The organism is Candidatus Nitrospira salsa (genome assembly GCF_965152625.1).
Genome location: NZ_CBCUCO010000005.1, coordinates 388,774 through 411,219 on the forward strand (window position 1 = coordinate 388,774; position 22,446 = coordinate 411,219).

Here is a 22,446-nt window from a genome sequence, read left to right on the forward strand (position 1 = left end):
CCTTAAAATGGCTTCACGACATGGTCCGGCGTTCGCGCAGCTTTCACTTCACGGTAGCTGGATTTCTCTGAATCAAAGTGACAGTGTAATGGCTTCTTCCCCAGCACTCTCATTAACAGAGAAATCGGCGTCACAAGTACATAGTAAATCACTCCCAGTAGCACTCGCGTATTAAACCACCCGAGTTTTTCGGCAAACCACATCCATCCCCGGTAAAGGGGCATTAACCCTGCTGGCCAAACTAGTGCCATGGTTCCCCATAGACCCGCCACGACGGAACTCCAGATACGAATCCCAGTCCCGTGCACCACTAGCGGCCACAGTCCAATGACCAAGAATAGCCCACCCATGAGCCAGCCAAAACCCCGTAGCTGTTTTGTTGTGACTGTTGAAGGATCAAAACTCATCGTTTGGGCTCCCGTTAATCAAGTTCAAACTCTTGCATCCAACTACTGTCTTTCTCCACAGGGGTCTGATCCTCTTTGCGCAACACGCAATTTTCAAGTACCAAGACATCCATTTCCGTCCGCATGAAACATCGAAAGGCATCCTCAGGTGTTCCAACGATTGGTTCACCCCGCACATTAAACGACGTGTTAATGAGCACACCACAACCCGTTTCAGCTTCAAAAGCCTTGAGCAACGCATAATACCGCGGATTGGTCTGGTGAGTCACAGTCTGAACTCTCGCTGAATAATCCACATGGGTCACAGCAGGAATATCCGATTTCGGGACATTCAATAAATCGATCCCCCATAAGTTTTTATGAGCATCCGTCAGTGCCAAACGTCGGTCCTTGGAGACCGGCGCCACCAGCAACATATAGGGACTCTCGGCATTGATTTCAAAATAATCAGAAACCCGCTCGCGAAGGACAGATGGAGCAAAGGGTCGAAATGATTCTCGATATTTGATTTTTAGATTCATGATCGACTGCATTTTTTCGCTTCGAGGATCACCAAGAATGCTTCGTCCTCCCAACGCACGAGGGCCGAATTCCATTCGTCCCTGAAACCATCCAATGACCTTTTCAGTCGCAAGCTCATGGGCCACACGACTGGACAAAGTTTCGTCATCCAAACGTTCATAGCGAGCCCCAAGACTTTGCAGGCGCGTTTCAATCTCATCATTGGTAAAAGCTGGGCCCAGATAACTGCCTCGCATCGAATCGGATTCTCCGTTGGTCGTCCTAGAATTTCCATGATATTGATAATGAACGGATAACGCCGCCCCCAACGCACTTCCAGCATCTCCCGCTGCAGGCTGAATCCAAAGACGCTTAAAGGGACCTTCGCGAAGCAAGCGACCATTTCCGACACAATTGAGAGCCACACCACCAGACAAACATAGCGAATCGAAGCCTGTTTCTTTCTGAAGTCCTCGGGCCAACTGCAGAACGACCTCTTCAGTCACCTCTTGGACCGATCTCGCCAAATCCATTTCCCGTTGCGTCAACTCCGATTCAGGTTTGCGGGGCGGCCCTCCAAATACTTCGTCAAATTTCGCACTGGTCATCTTCAAGCCCGTGCAATAATCAAAATACTCCATATTCAATCGAAACGTGCCATCTTCCTTCACATCCAGCAAATGCTCATAGATGGCTTTTACATATGTGGGCTGACCATAGGGCGCCAGTCCCATGACTTTATATTCCCCAGAGTTCACCTTAAACCCGGTGTAGTAGGTAAACGCGGAATACAGCAATCCCATTGAATGCGGAAAGGGAATTTCCCATAACGGGGTCAGTTGATTTCCTTGCCCGACCCATGCTGATGTCGTCGCCCATTCCCCTACACCGTCCATACACAACACGGCCGCATCCTGATACGGCGAAGGGAAAAAGGCCGCGGCGGCATGAGATTCATGATGCTCCCCAAAGAGGATTGGCGGAACCTCCTTTGTGGAGGCAAACTCTCCCACTCGCACTAATTCTTTGCGTAAAAGGTCTTTGAGAAACAATTTTTCTTTCAGCCATACAGGCATCGCGGCAAGAAAGGAAGAAATCCCCTTTGGGGCAAAGCTTAAATAAGTTTCAAGTAGTCGTTCAAACTTGAGTAATGGCTTATCATAGAACACAACTTCACTGACATCAGACAAAGTATACCCGCCCTCCCTCAGACAAAACTTCACGGCTTCACGAGGAAATCCAGCATCATGTTTTTTTCGCGTAAAGCGTTCCTCCTGAGCCGCTGCAACAATTTCACCATCATGCACTAAACATGCTGCACTATCGTGGTAATAAGCTGAGATGCCAAGACTAATGTGTTTCATACATATACCGTTCTGCCTTACCACAGAAAATCAAGGGTTTGGCGCCGAAAATAGCCCATCAGACCGATAGGAATACCAGGAGATCGTTCTGTTCATCACCCAAAGTAAGTGGGCATCTTTGAAGACGCAGGACATGAATAGATGAGGGATAACGCACCCCACCATTTCCGTAACAAGCTCATTCCCCACCTTGGAGACCTACCAGGTCATGAGATGGTCTTATCATACCCTATTTTCATGTAAATTGGTCACTCACCAAGAAAAATTATGGGTTGAGCATCGAAGGACACGGCCATCCATAGAGAATCATCTGGACCCAGCCAACGACGCTCGAACATGTGACCGTCGAAAACGCTCTTCCCCTGGACTCAAATGCCAAGACTTCACCATCTGGTACATGTGTTCTTTCAGAAGTATTACCACAACGATAAATTGATAAAATACATCAAAATACGCGACATCCAGAAACGTCCCGACAATCATATATACCACAAAACTGATTTCGACCATCGACGCGTAATAGCCCATCCATTGGAGACTCTCAATTCTCTTACTGAATCGATGGATTTTTCGTAAACTGAGAAAACAGGATATCAGCAATGCAATCCAGAGGAGAAATGCCAGAATGCCATGCTCTGCCAACACGGTCAACCACATGCTGTGACAGGACCAGACTTTATCATGTCCATACTGTACGATGAACTCAGGAAAGTATTTCTCATAGATATGTCGACCGTAATAATCAAAGCCCTCTCCTGTAAGGGGATTGGCGAAGCCAACCCGCTTGCAAGCCTCCCAATTCCAAAATCGACTGACGGCTGACCCTTCTTCTTCATAATTCACCAAATCATCAAATCGAGATTGGACCCGCTCAGGCACGAGATCCAGTGTCGTTAAAAATGGGATGAAGGCGATCGTAGCGAAAACCATAATGGCACCGCCAACACCTATCACGACTTTATACTTACTCTTCAATAAGATTAATCCAACCGCCGCCATGAGTCCCAACCATGCGCCACGGGAAAACGTACAGACAATTGCTGGAACGGACAATCCCAACATAATCCACATGACCTTGCGAAGCCAGGGCTTACGCTCAAGCTGAATCAGATAATAAAGCAAGGGAACATTCATGGCCATTGCAAGACCGATGGCATTATTCGCATACAGAAATGATCCCTCCGGCCCCCATACCAACTCACTCCCACCCGTGATAATCGCAAATATCCCGCCTTTGACCGATAATAGTCCAATCGATAAGGCCACAACCTTCATCAGCATCTGAACACGTTCTGGCGAATTGAGAAGGGACATGGACAAAAAGATCATGACAAAGATTTTTGATACATGGATGAGTTGAGTTAACGCGGCATCTGACATCCACCCTCGATGCGGAATATACGCAACCACAGTTGAGACGACAAATAACAACCACAAGCCAAGCAGCATCCAGACTTCTCGCTGTCGAGGAAAACGTTTTGATTCTGGTGAAATCACATAACCCAGAACAGTGGCCATGGCCATGATCATGGCGATAGGAAAGGACCTGCCAAACCCCCACGTAAATCCTTGAGGATTAACAATGCCAAAGGCTACAAAGAGTAACATCCCATACATGGGCCTTCTAATGGCAACGGCCGCAGAACCTAAAACGAGAATAACTAATGCAATATCTCTCATATTTTTTTAAAAAAAGTAAAGAGTTAACCGCCTTGGCTATCGGTAAGATGATGCAAATATGTGGCCAACATTTCAGATTGGCTTTCTCGAGAAAATTTATTCACCGTCGGTCTATGCGGGATAGGATGTTGACCGGATTTGATTTGTCCCAAAAATATTCGGATTCCTTGATAGAGATCTTCTTCATCGTGCAAATCACAAATGGTTGCGCCTCCACATTCGTTCAACAGTGCAGCTGTATCTCCCGTAACATCCGTCAGCGCTAAGATAGGTTTTTGTATTCGAAGATATTCATAGGCTTTTGCTGGAATTTGATGGTTACAGGTCGCCCCTTGAAGGAGGAGTAACCCATCCGCCGCCATACAGTCTTGCAACGATTGGCGATAGGGGAGTGAGGGAAGTAGATAGACAATATCCGTAATGTCTAACTCTTGTAATTTGGTTGCATACAAATCTTCTGAACCAGATCCGCGAAATTCAATTTGCAGCATATTTGAGGATATCAGATTTTCTGATTTCAACTTCGCCAATGCCTGAAAGAATGGGCGTGGATCTCGTTCTTCCGGATAGACAACTCCAGCATGAATCAATCGCACAGGACGACCGTTGCCAAAAATATGAACCTCTTCAGACTGAAGACTTTGAAAGTCGTGTTCGTCATACCCGTTAGGAATCACGAGACAGGACTCTTGCTTCAACCAGGGATATCGATCAAGATACATCTTTTTCGTTGATGGAGCGGTAAAAATGTTTTTTGTACTTTGCGCAAACGTATTTCGTTCAATCCATTGATAATATTCCCTGGTCGAACGATCACGCGGATAATTTTCTTCGGTCATGGAATCTCTGAAATCAGCAATCCAAGGAAGCCCGGTCAGTTTACTGAGCACAAGGCCGATACCATGCGCTGTCGCAATAGGATAGGTCGACCATATCGCTTGAGGTTGATATTTTCGGATCAACCAAAGCCCCAAAGGAATGGCTCCGATCATCCAGGTGACCCATCGATCTGGCAACGCCAATACGTTGAGATACTTTCCCCTGAAAGACAAATGCCGTGCTGTGTCTAAAGCAAATGCCCGTTTAATGAGCACATCCGAAGGAATCTCGTTCATCTGGTGATCGCTAGTCTGAGGATACGCTCGGACATGAGGGGTCAACATAATCGGCCTCCATTGATACTGGGGGAGATACCGTGAAAATTTCAAGGTCCGATGCACACCACTACCCCCAGAAAAAGGTGGGTAATGAAATGCCACCATCAAAATATTCCTCATCGTTGATAACCAACCATATTTCAACTTAAGACGTTTAGAAATATTGGTGCGTCAAGTTCACTCTATCGACTCACAAGACATCTCTTACACTTTCTATAATAAAGTGTAACTCTTCTCGAGTTAAACTTTGATGGTTTGGTAACAAGACCAGATGCTCATACAAAAACCTGGCGTCCTGAAACTCTTCTAAGGGAAGGCTAGGATGAATCACCCCACCCCAAGAAAAGGACTGAATCCCCCGTTTTCTCAATTGAACATGAAGGTCCGTCCGATTTTCCGCAACAATCGGAAACGCCCAAGCACAGACGCCATTGACTCCCTCTGTAGACCACGGACGAACGCCAGACAACTCACCCAAAGCTTGGTTGAGAAATTTCGAATGTTCTTGACGTTTCTGCATGACTGCCGACAAATCGATGTTTTCTAAAATAAATCGAGACCATGGACTCATCGGCCAATTTAATTGTAAGGCATCAAACTCTCTGTGAGGAGCCTTGGATTTAAACTTCGTCCTCGTTTCGTCTTCTGAGACGGAATCCTCTACTTCAGACTCACGTTTTTCACGATTCAAAGCTACAGGAGGCCGAGCGGCTGATCGATCGGATAAATATTTTCCAAAAAGGTTTTTGACAATTTTAAGATGAAGCCACCCTCCCAAGCCATCCCAAGAGACAGTCGGAAGCTGTGAGGCATGATTACACACCAACATTCCTCCATCATAAATTGGGAAAAACTTCCTCCAACTGAAAATACTGATATCTCCGACACGACCAAGTGGGTCATCCTCACTTTCACCCATTAAGAGATGGGCACAATCTTCAATAAAAAAAAGTTGATGATCCTGACAAAAATCTCGAATTGTCGGTAAAGGTTGGAGGACGCCAAAATAGTGAATGGCAATCACGGCCTTTGTTCGGGAATCGACTTTCCGAGCAATGTCTTCAAAGTCGACGATTCCATCACGATTCACATTATAAAAAACTACCTCGCAGCCATAGTGAAGAATCGGCTCCACAACGGTCGAACAGTGAAAAGCGGGAACCAGAACCTTATCTCCAGCCTGAAGGCCCAAGGCCCCCAGTCCGTGAAATAACGCATTTCTGGCCCAGAAATGATATGAGGTCAAGCTCCCCCTAACAGGACCAGACAGTGCTTTCCGAGAAAGTGACGGAATCAGGTTTTGGATAAGTAAACGAGGATCTCGTGATACGACAAATTCCATACAGTCTATCGGCACATCCTCGTCTGCAAGCTCACGATCATTCCTAACATACTCAAATGGGCAGACATTCAATTGAAATTCACGCCCTATTGCACGATGTCTCAGCCCTAGATCGCATAGGCTATAGATCGTTGAACATGATAACGACGGATTAAACGCAGTCTCTTGTCAAGTCTTCGTAGGTCCCTCTTCGTCGAATAAGCTTCGCCTCCCCGCCTTCAACCAAGACCTCAGGAGGTGAACAATGACTTAAAAAATGCAATGGACTTGCCGTTCTTCCGTATGCACCAGACTGGAGTACACCAACAAGATCACCAACAATTGCTTCAGGCAGTTGAATGCCACGCGCCAAAGCATCCAGTGGCGTACAAAGTGGCCCCACAACATCGACAGTCTCTTTCATAGGCTGATCAATCTTATTCACGAGACACACCGGAAAATTTTTCTTAATGACTTGCCCAAAATTACCAGACGCCGCCAAATGATGGTGCATCCCTCCATCGACGATTAAAAATTTTTTTCCTCGAGAAACTTTCACGTCAGTAATCTGTGTGACGTACACACCGGCTTCGCCAACAAGGTATCGTCCTGGTTCGACCATGAATTGCGTCCCAGAAAAATCAGGATCATTCTGAACCTCAGAAAACACTTCCTCCAAGCCAGACTTCAGTTTTTTCGTATCCAACTCCATCTCTTTTCCAAAGTAGGGTATTCCCCAGCCACCTCCGAAGTCCAATGTGCGAAGAGGTTGACCTGTTTTTTTGACAATTCTCCTAGCAATATCCAACCCTTTTCGGTATTGAGAAACCAAGACGGAGTAGTCCAAAATTTGCGTCCCCGAAAATAAATGCAGTCCACTGAATTTGAGTACTGGGTTAGAACAGACTTGCGCAACAACCGATTCGAGCTCTTCCTCATCAATACCAAAGGGCGTGGATTGTCCACCCATCCGCATGGCGCCGCCCAACGCTTCCCCTGTTGGATTGACTCGGATCGCAACGTTGGCCATGACCCCTAATCGCTGACTGATCGCGGCAATACGGGCAACCTCCAGAACAGATTCGATATGAATTTCTCCAATGCCTTTCGCCAGCACTAATTCCAGTTCTGCTTTTGTTTTTCCAGGCCCTGCAAACAGAATAGCATTCGATGCACAACCCGCTTGGAGGGCTTGAAGAAATTCTCCGCTTGAAGCAATTTCCAACCCACAGCCCTTCTGCACAAAATGCTTGAGAATCGCTTGAGAAGGATTCGCCTTGACGGAATAACTAATGGCAAAATTCTGAGGGAGAGTCTGCTGCAATAATTCATACTTCCGATTAAGAACCGCTGCATCGTATATAAACAGTGGCGTGCCATACGTCGCAACAATGGTTTCAATCGATGTTTGCCCCCCAAACATTAACAGTCCAGAATCCATATGAAAGTGGCGAGCAATAAGGTCTCGAGATTCAGGCATTGGCAGGCACTTTCATCGCTTGAAGATTCGTATAATCAATTTTACCGTTCGGGGTTTTGGGCAACTTCTCCAGAATATGAAAGGTCTTTGGCATCATATACCGCGGAAGCTTGCTGGCACAAAAGGCTGAAAGAACACTTACATCCACGGACTCTTGAGATTGCCCCACGACAAAGGCTGTCACCGCTTGCCCAAGAATGTCGTCAGGGACACCAATCACGGCTGCCTCTTTGATCTGGCCGCTTTGGTAAAGGGCTTCCTCAACTTCTGTACGACTAATTCGAAATCCTGCAGACTTAATCATAGAATCACGACGCCCAACGAAATACAAATACCCATCCTCATCCATCTTCACAAGGTCTCCTGAAAAACACACCATCTCCTCCGTCCCGCCATTTGAATGTTGATAGGGGTGTGGACGCAACACCTTAGCCGTCATCTCAGGATTTCCCCAATAGCCTAACGACACCGTTGGACCTCGGTGAACCAATTCTCCAACCTCTCCAGGCTTCACAGGTTCATTCTGCTCATTCACCACTAATATTTCAGTATTGGGAATCGCTTTGCCCATAGACGTTGGGCGCTGCTCAAGTTGATCGGGAGGAAGATAGGTAGACCGGAAGGCTTCCGTCAGCCCATACATCAGATACACACTCGTTGCAGGTAAGGCTTTCCGAAGCAAAGCCAAAACATGTTGCGGCATCGCCCCTCCGGTATTGGTGATATACCGCAAGTGTGGAAAGGTCTGTTTTTGCAGAGTCGAATTAGTTTGTGACAACAGGTTCCACAATGTCGGAACACCCGCTAAGCCGGTAATCTGTTCCTTGAGCAACATTTGAACGATTTCCTTCGCAAACACAAATGTCATAAGCACAAGCGTGCATCCCTGCTGGAAAGCCGTCATCAGTTGATTTAATCCGGCATCAAAACTAAATGGCAGCACCGCCAATATTTTATCCCGTTCGGTGATCTCCAAATACATCGACACAATCGAACTCCCATTGACAACATTTGAATGGGATAGCATCACACCCTTCGGTTTTCCAGTGGAGCCAGAGGTGTACAAAATGGCCGCGAGGTCTTTGTCAATGCACGGTTCAATTTGACAAGAGATCTCAACCATTTTGAGCAACTCATGGTACCAATAGACGGATGTCGAACATGGCACGTCAGAGCCATCTTCAATGACGACGAGAAACTCTAACCTTGGCAAGGTGGAAAGAACATCCTGTAAGCCAGCCAGTCTTTTTTTGGTCGTAATCAGGCACCGCATCTCGCAATCCTGAGCAATGTGTCCCACTTGTTCAGCCAGCAAGAGCCCATTAATAGGAACAAAAACGGCACTCGCCTGAGAAATCCCAAAGATAGAAATCACTAACTCTATTGATGGGTCAAGATAGATGCCAACACGATCCCCACGTTTAATCCCGGCTTGACTTAACCCAGCAGCCAATCCAGATACCTGCGTCACGACTTCCTGGTAGTTCAGCGATTGAGCACGATAGACCAACGCCGGCTTTTCAGGAACACGCTTGGCACTGTCCCTCAACATATGATGGATCAAAAAGCTCATAATACGCCTTTATTATGACCGTCTAACGACAACTAGGATGACAACTGTAAGTACGAGGTATAGAAGACGACGCGACCAAACCAATGCGTTAATACACTATTACCTTCTCTTTCGGCACTCCGATCCAATACTGAAGTAACATTCCCTTGCGATACCAGTACATAAGCTCGGACTCAAACCGCGTCTTGTCGTCTGAAAACAGGCGGGAACGAAGATATTGAAGAAACGCTTGAAGCGTTTGTGCGTACATGTACCGAGGAACACCAAATAACAATGGAGAATGAGGTAACCCTGACATAAAAGCAAAAGTGCCTCCATACGAAGCCACACGACGACGTAACCATTCCATACTCAACTGTTCGGGTCGAATTTGGTGATGAACGAGCGCTTCAGGCAGATAGATTGGAGGATGCCCAGCTTGCTCTAACCGATAGACGAATTCGGTTTCATCACCCATGAGGTATTGACCGCTATTTGGACCAAAATCGGTATTAAATCGAAACCCGCCCTCTAACACAGAGGAACGAACAGCAAAGTTTGGCCCCCAGACCATGCTCGGTTTATATTCGCCTTCAGGAAGCTTCCAGTCTGCAATCACCAAAGCCGATTTGACGAGTCGATTCTCGAGATCAAATTTCACATGGTCTGTTGGAAAATGCGGTAAAATTTTCCCTCCAAATACATCATGATTCGGCCAACGCTTCGCTCCTTCCCAGATACGTATCAACCAATAAGGGTTAGCCAGAATGTCATCATCGGTAAAGACAATGATATTTCCTTTCGCTTTTGGAATGGCCGTATTTAAGGCATAATTCTTCCCTACTCTCGTCTCAACAACATACGTCAGCGTGATGGTGTCCTGAAATTGATCAGCTAATTGACGCGTAGCTTCATCATCGGCATTGTCCACAAGCACAAGCTCCCATCGCAGGTCTCCAACGTTCAACTCCGTAAAGCTTTTGAGAGTCCGAACAAGAATCTCTGGACGTCTGCATGTGGACAAAATGATAGAAAGATCCATGATATTTCCTTATGTCGATCTCATTCGCTGCCTAGAATCCACAGGTGCAGGAGGAATGAATAGCGGAGCGTGACAAAATGGCTCTTCTACAGGTGAATGAACAAAATAGATGAAGGCTCTACAGCTATGAAGCACCACCAAGTGCTTGGCATGAAAGAAAAGCATCTCATTATTTAGAACGAAAATCAACTGTCTTCAAAAGCCTCTTATCTAATTCATAAAATCTTACACACTGTCACATAACATGGCATATTGATCTGTTTTTCAACCAAGATTTTTCTAAATACAGATAAAATATTTAGCTGTTAATACTTATATTTACAAAAAATTACTATCTCAACTCCTTACTCGTTAATGCCGCCATGGCTGCCGTCAAAACCAAAGTCTGGAAACCCATCTATGACTCGTATCGCATCCAAGGGTGGAGTTCAACGGCCACCTTAGTGAGTATCGCGCGGAAAATTGCCCGAGCAGCTTGGTCCATTCACCGCTATCAGACCACGTTTAACCCGGCCCGCCTTACACGAGGCTTGACATAAACCAGAGAATCTCAAACAAGCCCCGCCCACGATGAGAGGCGTTCACTCAGAGGACTCTAGCGAAACCTCATCGCTCCTCACGGTATACACATGCCCGGTAGAACGCAAAAACACACATCGACCCTATAAAAGAGTCGCGGCACGGCTAGAGCCTGCAGGCGTCGGAGCAGAGGTACTAAGAAAAAGTTAAAAGACTATAGACACCTATATGCTGCACATGCATTTCAAGGAAAGGATGGTTGGACAGGAGCCATTGGCCCATTGAACTATCGTGGCCTAGGCACCTCACTGAACAACCATTTAGATCCGCTATTAATGACCTAATCTTTTCAGTGGGTTCTTGAAATAGTGTCTGGCAAAAGACAAAGGGAGGCTGAGCTGGAGAAATATTAATGTACAAGCAGGGAAACTAAGTAAATTTTTTCCGAAAGCTCACTAGGAGCGAGAGTCCCAACGCCATAACGCCATATATGGAGCATTGGGTATTTTCTGCCGTTCAAGATGTTCTTTAATGTACCGTATCACTTCCACAGGAAATGTCCCTAACGAAGTCTCTGGAAGATCTGGATAGTTCCAAAATCGATCTTTCCGCCACTCATAGGTCATGACCCACCCAGAAGGGTGACGTTTCATGATCTGTTTGAGATCGTCAAGGTTCTGAAGAACAGGAACCCCAAAGGTATAATCAATCAGCTGTCCTTGTTCATTTTTTAAATCTCGGTTGATATTGGTCACCAAGTAGGCATTATTCATGAAATACAACGGCTGGGTAGCTCCATAATGACGGGAAAGTAAGGGATAACCGGAAACAATGACGTCACCAGGTACGGCATGTGACTCAATATATTGCACAGTGGTTCCCCAGTTGTGATGCTGGACATCGGTCACATGGGGCGATTGAAAGTCCTGGGCGAAATCCTTAACCGTCCGCATAAACCACGGCATATTGATCAAGACCCCAAGAATGCCTCCCATAAGAACGATCGATACAAAGAATTTCCAAACCCTGTTCGGAACGAACTCCACCTTGTTAAACGCATGCCCTGCAGACCACAACGATCTCAATAGTCCCGCAACTCCGACCCCGGCCGCCATGTACATAAATGGTAAAACATACAAAAGGTACCGGTAACTTTTCATCGGCAAGATCACACTCTGAATCACAAAAGGCAACAGGAACACACACGCAATCAACAACCCAACTCTGCGGTTCTGCAAGAATCCATAGAGCAGAAAAATCGAAAGCCCCCCAAACACAAGAGGGTATTCATCTAACAGTAACCAACGATAGTAACTCCAGTTATCAGCATTTTCCTGTCCCCAAGCTAGTGGTTCTTGAGTGATCGCAACGAGCTTCGCTGGTATACCCGGAAAGAGAAGACTCCCCACAGTCGCCCCGACAATGATCATAAGAGCAGTTCCAATATATTTTTGCCGAACAGGAGAATCGATCGACCGACTGACGACACCAATAATCCCCATCACCAACACATAGCCGACAAAACCAGACATCGCCGGAAGGATGAGCTTATGAACTCCCAGAGCCAACAAAAAAGCCATCCCGGCATAGCATAAAAACAACGGACGAACCTGAAATGTGTCTGTCCATTTCTTTGTCGCGGTCAGCTTAGGTACGTTTGTATTTCTTCGCGAAGACGTTTCGAAGCCTTCAAAGAAAAAAAACGCAATCAGCAAGAATAACAGTTGGAACAGCATGTACATCCTCACTTCGCGAGAATGCGCAATCTCCATTGGCGATAAGGCCGTGAAGAAAGCTGCCACAAGACCAGCCTCGACAGAGAACCATCGCTGAGTCATCCAATACACAAAAAAGACGACCACGACGCCAAGGATGGCACTCGGAATCCGTAGGTTCAGTTCAGTAAACCCTCCCAAATAGCCCATGACAGCAACGAGATAGGTATACGGCAACCCTCGCTCATAGGCATACCCTGATGGCAAAAGAGGTACATGGTCCTGAAGCAGCTCCTGAGCAGCATACACATGGAGAATCTCATCGATACCAAAATCTTTATCGCCAAGATGTGAAAATCGAAAGATGGCAGCAATACATATAAGAATGAAACAGAGGAATACCCAGTAAGGTTTCGAGACGAGACTATTACTTTCGTACACACGTGACATATCTCAGCTCTCTTTTTAAGCTTCGCACCAATCGGCAAGGCTGTTGCGTAACAAGAAAGGCCGCCCAGGCATCATACCGTGACAAAAACTCGCAGGTAACGCCAGGCCTATTCCTGTTTGGGATTCCATACTAAGAGGAGAAGATTGGAAGGAGTGGAAAAGTTGAAACCCACGATATGCAGAAATGCATCATTCAGACCTTCTTTATACAGCAGGGGGATCGCAACGATCCACCTTACAGCACACCTGCGTTCCAAATAGCCCCAGGACCTTTAGCTATTCCGCAATGTGATGAACTGGGCCTACCTCATCTCACGTCTCCAGGAGTGATTGTTCCTATTCACATGTCACCTGAGACAACTCATACCGCAGGAAGGGTACCTCATGATTAATCAGCAACCTGGACGTGATTCTTTTTTTTCTGAACAAAAAGAAATATCGTACGTATTGACTGAAAATTATCTGGAGTTAATTCTTCATCAGAAATGGTAATGCCAAACTCTTCTTCTAAATATGTCACAACATCCAAAATACCAAGAGAATCTAATAAGCCATCCTCTAAAAGTTGGACATCATCTTGTCCCTCTAGTTGACTGACCCTTGGAATATGTTCAACAACAAATTTTCTAATATGCTCAAGATCTACCGTATCTTCCATAATGAAATATGCCTCCCCCTTCAACTGTCACGATCTCCTTGCATTAACAATAATGATCTGTGCTGATTCTCGTCGGTTTTGTATTCAGATTCAATAGGTAAACCACTAATAATGATGGGAGAAGCCTCACGTGGCTTAAATCCCACGGACTGTAAAAAATGAATCCAAGGATGGTTGTCCACAATAGAGACCACTACGGTTTCACATGGACCTGAACGAACACGTCCAACAATATGATCGAGTAGGCCGACCATGACATCACGATTTTGAACACCGAACACATCCAACACATAGGCATCTGCCCCTGTCTCGGTAAAGACAGCATACCCCTTAAGTGCCCCCTCTTGACGGGCTGTAACCAACACACAACAGTCGAGAGGATTGTGGCAATAGCGCCAATTCAGATAGGCTGCGGTTCGTTCGAGGCAATTTCCATGACTACCTCCAATGAATTCAGATAATTCTGTGAACTCCGGCCCGCATTCCCCTACATGCTGCTGAAACGTCAAGCCAGCTGGAGGTTTCACTCTTCGATCACTTACCTGTAATGTCAGATTGCCCACAATATTCAGACATCGCTGAAAAAAACTCGATTTCACCACAGAACGAACCTTCCGATCGACTTTAAGCGGTTTGACAAAACGAATCATCTTCTGTGATTGAACCACCTTAAGCCGCTTATAGATCGCTAGCATATGCGAGCTTGGGAAATCATACCAAATTGCACTCCCCTCTGACCCCAAACCTTCAAGGCACGCGCGTTGAAGTTGAATCGCTGGTCCAAGAGACCGGTACTGCTCGCTTATACAAAAATCACCCAAGACCCAACCCACCTTCTTTTTTAACCCAATATAGAGTGACCGAGGAAATGCTGCTGCTGCCCCGACAATCGCACATGACTTTGACTCTTCAGTCACCCAAACTCGCGGTTGACCAAAGGGATTATTTCTGTAGAGCCAATGAAATCGTTGGAGATTCGAATGGGCAGTTAAATATTGACGCTGAAGATCAACAATCTGCTCACAATCATTGGTCAGGTCAGCATGTCGCACCACAAGATCCATGCATTACCCGCTTTTTCCTGATAAGAGACCTTGAGTTTTCAAAAGCTTTCTTGCTTGAGAAACCATGGCATATCGGTAACAGTTAATGTGATACATCGTCCGTTCTTCATCCGTCCACTTTTTGTGCCATTCCTTCGATCGTCCATAAAACTCTAAAACCTGAACCGTCTTATCTGCAAATAATCGTTTCAACATATCTTCTAGCATGATGAAACTTGGGGATAATTTCTTATATTTCTCATCATAAGCTGTTTTCAGCATAATGAGCATCCCACCCCTTTCAACACACAGATTACTGGCAATCGGGACTTCATCCATGAGCAACTGATACACCACACCCTCTCCTTGCTGACAAAACTGGGCTAACATCTCACGATAAAATACACCCTGGGAGTTGGTCGCACTCACGGCTGTTCCATTCTCCCCTTTCCAACCAGATTCTTCAAACTGCCCATAAATTCGTACCGCCTCATCCATCCCTTGAGGAGTTCGATCGACTGAAAGGGAGATCTTGACGCCTTGCTCATCAAGTCTTTTCTTGCGACGCGCAAGATTTCCTACCAAATCTTTCCCTCGTTGCTTCCAATACGATTCAAATGTATCGACAATTGAAATCCTAGGAATTGTGATATAGTCCAAAAATTCTAGCCTCGGATCACTGGAACCCTGCTTAAGGCTCGTATAGTCTGGGTCTTGTTGTGTAATCCCTAGAGAAATTGTAAAACCAGGAAGACTGCGAACGAGCATGGCCATTTGCTGTTCAATATTCAAGGGATTCCCGAACAGGATTGGACCAAGAGGGGCTTGTGACGGCTGAAACGTCGTCCATCTTCCTGCTCCGACATGTTCGATAAGAATCATGGCAGGATATGCAGGGTCTTCACAAATCGCAAGATAGAGCTCATCATGACCAAACAACCGGACGAGTGGATCCCAAAAACCTGAATCGAGCAAGATATGGTTGCCGGTAGTGGCATTCAGCGCATCCCATTGCTCACGATGTGCGTGAAAGGCCTCTCGATCATTTAAGAATTTCCACCTCATAAGTACTCGATAAAAAATATGGGGTTTAGGTTATGCGCAGAATCGGGAATACTCAAAACGAAGACCAAAAGGCCCGACGTCCTGATCCCAATATCCCACTCGCTTCAAGTCAAAAAGATCATCGCCCTCATAATTTGCCCCAGACACCGTACTCACTGCACAGACGAACCCCTCCTGTTTCACAATCTCTTTAATGTTCGAATTATAGTCCTCTGGTCGACCACTGGGGTATGCAAAGGTCGTCACACGACATCCCATATGACATTCAATCGTTTCTTTTGATTCACGAAGCTCACTGGCCACGTTGCTTAAGGGAATTTTTGAAAGAATCGGATGGTGTACGGTATGTGCACCAAAACGAATGCCCGATTTGTACATTTCGTTCACCTCTTCCCAATTCAGCATTAACCGCGGTTCAATATCAGGTTCACCAGATACCTGCAAGTGCGTCGAGAGCTGTTCAAGTGCTTCAATTCGGTCCTCATCCTTAAGAGATCGTAGATACCACAGCACACCTTCCTGTGCCGCCCGTTTCCCATCCCTCGTATCCAACACATACCGATTGCGGCTGCCAAAGCCCTCTAAATATGAAACAGCCGTTTGGCTGATCATCCAGCACGCGCGATCATGCCACAACACCTTCCCCGTTCCGATAGCCGCCGTCGCGAGAAAAATCGTAGCAGGTAATTCCATTTCTTTTAACAGAGGGAACGCATTGACATAACTATCGCGATAACCATCATCTAGTGTAATAACGACAGCTCGGTTGGGCACATCCCGTTGTTGTATTCGTTCCACGGCCTCATCAAGATCCAACACATTGCAGTATTCGGCCAAATAACGAAGTTGGTTCCTAAAACCACGAATCGGAGCAGGCCCGAGAAATGGAGACCACGCATCATCGATCCCATGGTACATTAAAATCTGAACCGGTCGAGACACGCGCTTTTGGACCAGAGGAAAAGGAAGTAGGCTATTTGAAACAGTTTTTTTCTGCATACGATCCACAAGTTGACTGATGAATCCCAGTACCCCAATTCGATGCAACAATATTCCGACTGCTTTAAATCCAACCGACTTAAGTATACCCATGGTTTAGTTTCTCAAACTGTGAGGACCCACTCCTCGCGCAACATAGAGGAAATAGGGTTAATACTCGCCGTCATGTACCTTAATGTTTGTCACTATATCTCCGAAGCCATAATTCCAACATGAAAAAGTTCCACAGAATGGTTCCAAAAAATGAGGTCGTATCTTCTTGATGTCTTTTGAGCAAATCATCAATCGTATGTTGACCAAAATATCCTCGTTGGTGAACCCTTTCGCTTCGCAAAAGATCCATCATCATCTCTCTCAACTTTTTGTGGGTTCGTAACCAAATGGGGATCGGCAATCCAAATCCATGTTTGGTCTTGGTCCGAATCTCTTCCGGAAGGAGGTTGGAATAGGTTGATTTAAAGAAGGTTCGCAATTGCGTCCCTTCCATCTTGATATGCGCCGGGACACCAGCAGCAAATTCCGCCAAACGATGATCGAGAAAGGGAAATCGTACGGCGATCCCATTGGCTTCCGTCATCCGAGTGACTTTTAAAATATCGTTATCAGAAATCACCAGTTTCATATCCAGATATAATTGCCGCTCCAACTCCGTGTGTGCCAATGACTGCGAATGAGCATAGAGCTCTCTCACATGGTCATACGGATCGTGGCGATCGCCCAGCGACTTTAAAAAATCTCCAGAGAACACCTCTTCCATACAAAGAATTTCAAACAATCCCCATGAAAACAATCGGTCGGGATAAGGCGTATTCGCTCGCTGAATATATTTCTTTCCTTTTATACACACATTGAGTTTCAGCAAGCTCGCCAGCATGGAAACGGCAGGCGAGACCCCATAGTTTCGTAGCCAGCGAGGAATGGCTTTGTAATAGTCAAATATTTTCTGAGTCGCATATCTCTCATTGCCGGCAAATAGTTCATCTCCGCCATCTCCACCGTAGAGCACTTGAAATCCATGTTCGCGTGCCAGTTTCGCACAAAAATACGTCGGTATAGCTGACGCATTCGCGTACGGTTCATCAAAATTTTCAACAAGCAGGTCAATAATTTGAAATGTGTCATCCGCCGTCACCACATATTCATGCTGCTGTGAATCGAACGCATTGGCAGCACAACGCGCAAAACTCATTTCATTAAAGGCTTCCTCGCCAAAGCCAATAGAAAAGCTATTCATCCGAGTTTGCGCCAGCTGCGTCAACACCCCCAACACCGTACTGCTATCAATGCCTCCACTGAGAAAACTTCCAATCTGGTCAGCCTTCTGATCATATTTCATCCGAACCGTGATGGAATCCGAAAATGTTTCTTTCAGTTTTTCTGAATAGGCCGTCCGAGACAATGTTCCGGAATTGGGAAAATTCATATCCCAATAGGGCTCCAATTGCATGGCCCCTTTCTTCCAAGTCAGCAATTGTCCTGGTGGTAATTTTTGAACCTCACGAAAAATCGTTCGTGGAGTTGGAATGAAAGAGGAGCTAATGACATTCAGAACGGCCGATGGATTGATGGTCATGTCCTGACCGGATGGACACGCCAGAAGACCCTGCATTCTCGATGAAAAGACAAACTTATCGTGATCCTGTCGAAAGAATAGAGGATGAACTCTAAACCGGTCAGTAGCTAGAAAGAGCGCTTCTTGGTTCGCATCCCAAAAAGAGAGGACAAAGTCTCCACGAAGTCTTGTCAACAAAGACTGAATCCCACGTAATGACAACGCTAACATCGCGACAAGCGGATCATGATGCTCTCGGACAGGAGCAAGAACTTCATCGAGATTGTAGACGCTGCCATGAAAACCTAGACAATGAGTCTTTCCATGCTCTACCAGCTCGGCAATTCCAGACAATCGACCCGGAAATGCTTGCACCCCAAACCCAATTGATTCTTCAATATGCATGTGCCCTTGACTCTGGGCAGAGCGATCAATTTCACGCAGCATGGGAGTCAAACATTGAAAGTGTTGCCGATGTGTTCGTTCCGGAAACGCTATGCCACAGATTCCACTCATATCGTAGGTCTTTTCATTTGCATGAGAACGTCCAGGCATCCATATAGATTACCCGTCGAGTTGCATTAATAAGGAAGTTTGCCTTTAAAGTGTCGTTCCTTCGCTTTCTGTGAATATTCTTTAGCCAAGTCGTGGTTTCCATTCTTTTGATAGGCCAAGGCAAGCCAGCCATAGGCCACAGACATTTTGGGGTTAACTTTAATGGCAACTTTCAATCGTTCAATGCCTTCTTCAAACTTTCCCAACCCGACTAAAAAATTTCCAAATTGCGCATGAGTGATGGCATGCTTTGGATACATCTTTATCGCTCGTTGATAGTAAGTAATTGGCAAATTTGGTCGGCCAGCCAAATTCGACACCGTTGCAGATAAGGCTAAGGCTTTTGGATGATTAACGAGCCGATCAAGAGTGTATCGAATTTCACGCAACGCTTGCCGTAAATAATGTTCTTTGTGCGCTGGAATCTTAAAAGACTGCTGTAGCAGAGGCAGAATACGCTTCGTATGAGCGCTTTCGACAAGCCGAACAAGTTGACCGATATGTCGATCCTTTTTTAATTGATAATAATCATGATACATCGTCGGACCAGCAGGATGATGGGACACTTGATATATGGGAAAAGAATTGACTCGTCTGATCTCCTGATGCGAGACCCAGCTAATGATTAACGACGACGGGGCAACTCCTCTTCCTTCAACCGGTCCGGGCCATGTGATGCAGATAAGTGCAGCTAGACTGAAAAAAACACGATAGTGAGCGCCATGAAGTTGTTTCCAATAAGTGCCGACCAACTCCTGTGTAGGCATGACACGTTTCCTAATCTGCAATAGTCTTCTTTTCATAAAGATGACTCCTCTGTAGAAAGTACAATGATGAAGGCTCTCATCTCTCCGAATGAAAAAGTGTATTCATATTCGTTGGGTATGGCGAAAAAAGCCAGTACTCCTTCACATGTCAAGAGACTCAGTTGCTTGAACATGCAACATACTTGAGTAATCTGTCCCCTCAGATCTTTCATTTGCCAGTAGCAGACGCATACATCTGTCCATAGGGGGATGTCGTCTTATCCCACGAACGATATTTCTTTGCCCAAGCTTGCGCTTGCTGCCCAAGCGTTTTCAAATATGGTTCATCTGACAGCAATCGCTCTAACGTCGCACTCAATGCATTGGCATCACCGGGGGCGAAGAGAAGACCTGTCACGTCATCTTGAATCAATTCACGGTGCCCTCCAATGTTGCTTGCCACCAAAGGCTTTCCAACGATCATCGCCTCAAGCGGCTTTAATGGAGTCACGAGCTCAGTAAGTCGAATAGATCTCCTTGGATACACAAAGATATCAACAAGACCATAGATACCTGGAATGACATCATGCGAAACACGTCCAGGCATGACGACCTTTGATTGAATGCCTAGCGATTGAATTTGTTCTTCTAATTCGTGCTTCACCTCCCCACCGCCCACCAAAAGAAGAACAAGGTCCTCATGATCCTTTGCAAGATCTGCAAACGCATTAACAAGCAGGTCCAGCCCCTCATAACGATAGAACGATCCGATAAACCCAATCACCCGCTTCCCTGCGAGATTCCAACTTTTCTTATTTTCCTCATCAGGCCGACAATCGGTAAAGTCTTCAAGATTAATTCCGTTTGGAATTACAGTCAGTTTACTGGAAGAGATGCCGCGGCTCATCAGATCATGTTTAATCCCGTTGCATAAGACCGCTAAATGAGTCGCCCGTTGACAGGCTAAGGTCTCAAGTGTTCGGACTGTCCTGTATTTCCACGACCCTTCTTCATACGTTCCATGGTCGACAGCTGCATCTTCCCAGTACGCCCGAACTTCGTAAATAACCGGGAGTTTGTACTTTCTCGCAACCCATAAAGTCGGTATCGCATTCAATACCGGTGAATGGGCATGTAAAATATCCGGATTCTCACGTTCAATCACGTCTTCAAGTCTTCGGGCTAACGTCTTGATCAGTTGATATTGCGTCCCTAACCAGCCTTGAGGGGAGGCCAGCAGGGGAGATCGATAAAAACACAAACCATCGATTGTCTCCTTTTCCACCCATGGTCCAGACCATGTCTGCTCTTGTTTTAGCGACGTCAACCCAATGGGGGTCCACCCTCTTTTTTCTTGTGCCCGAAAAATGTTTTTCGTTCGAAAAGTATACCCACTATGCAGTGGCAAACTATGGTCTAAAACATGAAGAATCTTGAGAGACATGTCAGCTTGTGCCACACAAACTCCGATCAAGAATTTCAACGATTCGCTGACCGGCATGGCCATCCCAGAACTTTGGCCTTTTATGTTTTTTGTGATGGGTGAGTTGCTGGCGCGCATGGACAAGAATCTGCTCCTTCGTCGTCCCAGCCAACACATTTGTGCCTTGCGTTATGGTGATTGGCCGTTCGGTATTTTCTCGTAACGTCACACAGGGCACGCCCAAAATAGTGCTTTCCTCTTGTAAGCCACCAGAATCAGTTAACACCAATTTGGCGTTGGCCGTAAGGCACAGAAAGTCGAGATAGCCAAGCGGTTCGATGCAATGCAAACCTGATTCTCCAATTTCGCGTGGGGTCAATGAGACGAAGTGTGACTCTAGATGAAACTCTTGAATCCGCTTCATGGTTCGAGGATGAACGGGAAATACCATCGGCATATCTTGGCTTAATTCCTCAAGTGCCTCAAGAATTGGCTGAAAACAGGTTGGGTCATCAACATTACTTGGGCGATGCAGCGTCATCACCCCATACTCTCGAGGTGCCATTTTATCATCATGGGATAAGCCTAAACGTCTTAATATGTCAGACGCTTGAGATTTTTTTCTATGCTTCAATAATGAATCGACCATCGTATTGCCAACAAAATGCACTTTATCTTTTGGAATACCCTCTTTTTTTAAATTTTTTTGAGCACTCTGTTCCGTCGTAAAAAGAAAGTCTGACACCACGTCTGTCAACACGCGATTGACTTCTTCCGGCATTTCACGATCAAAACTTCTCAACCCCGCTTCAACATGGGCAATACGAGGGCGAAGCAGATTCAGCGTCGCCGTCGGAGTCGGATACATCATCTTTGAGGCCACCAATGAACACGCAATTGTCGAATTCACATCTCCAACCACCAGCACGACATCAGGCTGTTCATCGAGCATGATAGACTCAAATCGTTTGATAATTTCCCCCGTCTGTTGAGCATGCGAAGATGACCCTACCTCCATATCCACATCAGGCTTGGGGATCCCAAGATCAGTAAAAAAGGTTTGTGACATCTGAGCGTCATAATGCTGCCCCGTATGAACCAACCGATACTCAATGCGACGACCACCAGAAGCATTATGCGATTGAATCGCATCGATAATGGCCGACACTTTCATGAAATTTGGTCGAGCTCCAGCAACAAGAACAATTTTCATCAAG

The 22,446-nt window shown here is 46.0% G+C and carries 18 protein-coding genes; 1 reads left to right on the forward strand and 17 read right to left on the reverse strand.

Going from position 1 to position 22,446, the window contains the following annotated elements; translation table 11 throughout:
- Positions 1-2: 2 nt before the first annotated feature.
- The 8 genes from ACWQXP_RS22295 to ACWQXP_RS22330 all read right to left on the reverse strand — a co-directional run bounded on the left by ACWQXP_RS22295 (position 3) and on the right by ACWQXP_RS22330 (position 10,504).
- Complete coding sequence (locus ACWQXP_RS22295) at positions 3-407, reverse strand: SxtJ family membrane protein (RefSeq protein ID WP_454065086.1); 405 nt, start codon at positions 405-407, stop codon at positions 3-5.
- Between the two features lie 14 nt (positions 408-421).
- Positions 422-2,272, reverse strand: coding sequence for a carbamoyltransferase family protein (locus ACWQXP_RS22300; protein ID WP_454065087.1), 1,851 nt, complete (start codon positions 2,270-2,272; stop codon positions 422-424).
- A gap of 306 nt (positions 2,273-2,578) precedes the next feature.
- Positions 2,579-3,952 (reverse strand): putative O-glycosylation ligase, exosortase A system-associated, encoded by a 1,374-nt coding sequence (locus tag ACWQXP_RS22305; RefSeq protein ID WP_454065088.1) that lies wholly within the window; start codon positions 3,950-3,952, stop codon positions 2,579-2,581.
- 23 nt (positions 3,953-3,975) lie between these two features.
- Positions 3,976-5,214: a glycosyltransferase gene (locus ACWQXP_RS22310; RefSeq protein WP_454065089.1), complete on the reverse strand. Its 1,239-nt coding sequence runs from the start codon at positions 5,212-5,214 to the stop codon at positions 3,976-3,978.
- A gap of 85 nt (positions 5,215-5,299) precedes the next feature.
- Positions 5,300-6,451 carry a DegT/DnrJ/EryC1/StrS family aminotransferase gene (locus tag ACWQXP_RS22315; RefSeq protein ID WP_454065090.1) on the reverse strand — a complete coding sequence of 384 codons (1,152 nt, stop codon included), beginning with the start codon at positions 6,449-6,451 and terminating at the stop codon, positions 5,300-5,302.
- 151 nt (positions 6,452-6,602) lie between these two features.
- Positions 6,603-7,910, reverse strand: coding sequence for a type III PLP-dependent enzyme (locus tag ACWQXP_RS22320; RefSeq protein WP_454065091.1), 1,308 nt, complete (start codon positions 7,908-7,910; stop codon positions 6,603-6,605).
- Positions 7,903-9,483 carry an acyl-CoA ligase (AMP-forming), exosortase A system-associated gene (locus ACWQXP_RS22325; protein ID WP_454065092.1) on the reverse strand — a complete coding sequence of 527 codons (1,581 nt, stop codon included), beginning with the start codon at positions 9,481-9,483 and terminating at the stop codon, positions 7,903-7,905. The genes ACWQXP_RS22320 and ACWQXP_RS22325 overlap by 8 nt, the downstream gene beginning before the upstream one ends.
- An 88-nt stretch (positions 9,484-9,571) precedes the next feature.
- Positions 9,572-10,504, reverse strand: a complete 933-nt coding sequence (locus ACWQXP_RS22330; RefSeq protein ID WP_454065093.1) for a glycosyltransferase — start codon at positions 10,502-10,504, stop codon at positions 9,572-9,574.
- A 362-nt stretch (positions 10,505-10,866) separates the two neighbouring features.
- Here ACWQXP_RS22330 and ACWQXP_RS22335 point away from each other — a divergent pair, with 362 nt between their 5' ends.
- Positions 10,867-11,043 carry a hypothetical protein gene (locus ACWQXP_RS22335; RefSeq protein ID WP_454065094.1) on the forward strand — a complete coding sequence of 59 codons (177 nt, stop codon included), beginning with the start codon at positions 10,867-10,869 and terminating at the stop codon, positions 11,041-11,043.
- A 435-nt stretch (positions 11,044-11,478) separates the two neighbouring features.
- On the opposite strand, the gene ACWQXP_RS22340 is transcribed toward ACWQXP_RS22335, so the two are convergent.
- The 9 genes from ACWQXP_RS22340 to wecB all read right to left on the reverse strand — a co-directional run bounded on the left by ACWQXP_RS22340 (position 11,479) and on the right by wecB (position 22,442).
- Positions 11,479-13,188, reverse strand: coding sequence for a glycosyltransferase family 39 protein (locus ACWQXP_RS22340; protein ID WP_454065095.1), 1,710 nt, complete (start codon positions 13,186-13,188; stop codon positions 11,479-11,481).
- 388 nt (positions 13,189-13,576) lie between these two features.
- Positions 13,577-13,846, reverse strand: coding sequence for a phosphopantetheine-binding protein (locus tag ACWQXP_RS22345; RefSeq protein WP_454065096.1), 270 nt, complete (start codon positions 13,844-13,846; stop codon positions 13,577-13,579).
- Positions 13,847-13,866: 20 nt separating this feature from the next.
- A complete protein-coding gene (locus ACWQXP_RS22350; RefSeq protein ID WP_454065097.1) occupies positions 13,867-14,910 on the reverse strand; it encodes a hypothetical protein in 1,044 nt (347 codons plus the stop codon).
- 3 nt (positions 14,911-14,913) lie between these two features.
- Positions 14,914-15,954, reverse strand: coding sequence for a GNAT family N-acetyltransferase (locus tag ACWQXP_RS22355; RefSeq protein ID WP_454065098.1), 1,041 nt, complete (start codon positions 15,952-15,954; stop codon positions 14,914-14,916).
- 30 nt (positions 15,955-15,984) lie between these two features.
- Complete coding sequence (locus tag ACWQXP_RS22360) at positions 15,985-17,046, reverse strand: polysaccharide deacetylase family protein (protein ID WP_454065099.1); 1,062 nt, start codon at positions 17,044-17,046, stop codon at positions 15,985-15,987.
- A gap of 79 nt (positions 17,047-17,125) precedes the next feature.
- Positions 17,126-19,021 carry an asparagine synthetase B family protein gene (locus ACWQXP_RS22365; protein WP_454065100.1) on the reverse strand — a complete coding sequence of 632 codons (1,896 nt, stop codon included), beginning with the start codon at positions 19,019-19,021 and terminating at the stop codon, positions 17,126-17,128.
- 65 nt (positions 19,022-19,086) lie between these two features.
- Positions 19,087-19,863 (reverse strand): hypothetical protein, encoded by a 777-nt coding sequence (locus ACWQXP_RS22370; protein ID WP_454065101.1) that lies wholly within the window; start codon positions 19,861-19,863, stop codon positions 19,087-19,089.
- A 172-nt stretch (positions 19,864-20,035) separates the two neighbouring features.
- Positions 20,036-21,265: a TIGR04063 family PEP-CTERM/XrtA system glycosyltransferase gene (locus tag ACWQXP_RS22375; protein WP_454065102.1), complete on the reverse strand. Its 1,230-nt coding sequence runs from the start codon at positions 21,263-21,265 to the stop codon at positions 20,036-20,038.
- Positions 21,252-22,442: a non-hydrolyzing UDP-N-acetylglucosamine 2-epimerase gene (gene wecB / locus ACWQXP_RS22380; protein WP_454065103.1), complete on the reverse strand. Its 1,191-nt coding sequence runs from the start codon at positions 22,440-22,442 to the stop codon at positions 21,252-21,254. The genes ACWQXP_RS22375 and wecB overlap by 14 nt, the downstream gene beginning before the upstream one ends.
- Positions 22,443-22,446 lie beyond the last annotated feature (4 nt).

What these genes read in the sequence shown, in the direction of transcription:
- ACWQXP_RS22370 (WP_454065101.1), bottom strand. Translation starts at nt 19,863, where the DNA reads ATGAAAAGAAGACTATTGCAGATTAGGAAACGTGTCATGCCTACACAG.
- ACWQXP_RS22315 (WP_454065090.1), bottom strand. Translation starts at nt 6,451, where the DNA reads ATGGAATTTGTCGTATCACGAGATCCTCGTTTACTTATCCAAAACCTG.
- ACWQXP_RS22295 (WP_454065086.1), bottom strand. Translation starts at nt 407, where the DNA reads ATGAGTTTTGATCCTTCAACAGTCACAACAAAACAGCTACGGGGTTTT.
- ACWQXP_RS22330 (WP_454065093.1), bottom strand. Translation starts at nt 10,504, where the DNA reads ATGGATCTTTCTATCATTTTGTCCACATGCAGACGTCCAGAGATTCTT.
- ACWQXP_RS22345 (WP_454065096.1), bottom strand. Translation starts at nt 13,846, where the DNA reads ATGGAAGATACGGTAGATCTTGAGCATATTAGAAAATTTGTTGTTGAA.
- ACWQXP_RS22360 (WP_454065099.1), bottom strand. Translation starts at nt 17,046, where the DNA reads ATGGGTATACTTAAGTCGGTTGGATTTAAAGCAGTCGGAATATTGTTG.
- ACWQXP_RS22340 (WP_454065095.1), bottom strand. Translation starts at nt 13,188, where the DNA reads ATGTCACGTGTGTACGAAAGTAATAGTCTCGTCTCGAAACCTTACTGG.
- ACWQXP_RS22310 (WP_454065089.1), bottom strand. Translation starts at nt 5,214, where the DNA reads ATGGTGGCATTTCATTACCCACCTTTTTCTGGGGGTAGTGGTGTGCAT.
- ACWQXP_RS22305 (WP_454065088.1), bottom strand. Translation starts at nt 3,952, where the DNA reads ATGAGAGATATTGCATTAGTTATTCTCGTTTTAGGTTCTGCGGCCGTT.
- ACWQXP_RS22355 (WP_454065098.1), bottom strand. Translation starts at nt 15,954, where the DNA reads ATGAGGTGGAAATTCTTAAATGATCGAGAGGCCTTTCACGCACATCGT.
- ACWQXP_RS22350 (WP_454065097.1), bottom strand. Translation starts at nt 14,910, where the DNA reads ATGGATCTTGTGGTGCGACATGCTGACCTGACCAATGATTGTGAGCAG.
- ACWQXP_RS22335 (WP_454065094.1), top strand. Translation starts at nt 10,867, where the DNA reads ATGGCTGCCGTCAAAACCAAAGTCTGGAAACCCATCTATGACTCGTAT.
- ACWQXP_RS22300 (WP_454065087.1), bottom strand. Translation starts at nt 2,272, where the DNA reads ATGAAACACATTAGTCTTGGCATCTCAGCTTATTACCACGATAGTGCA.
- ACWQXP_RS22365 (WP_454065100.1), bottom strand. Translation starts at nt 19,021, where the DNA reads ATGAGTGGAATCTGTGGCATAGCGTTTCCGGAACGAACACATCGGCAA.
- ACWQXP_RS22320 (WP_454065091.1), bottom strand. Translation starts at nt 7,910, where the DNA reads ATGCCTGAATCTCGAGACCTTATTGCTCGCCACTTTCATATGGATTCT.
- ACWQXP_RS22325 (WP_454065092.1), bottom strand. Translation starts at nt 9,483, where the DNA reads ATGAGCTTTTTGATCCATCATATGTTGAGGGACAGTGCCAAGCGTGTT.
- wecB (WP_454065103.1), bottom strand. Translation starts at nt 22,442, where the DNA reads ATGAAAATTGTTCTTGTTGCTGGAGCTCGACCAAATTTCATGAAAGTG.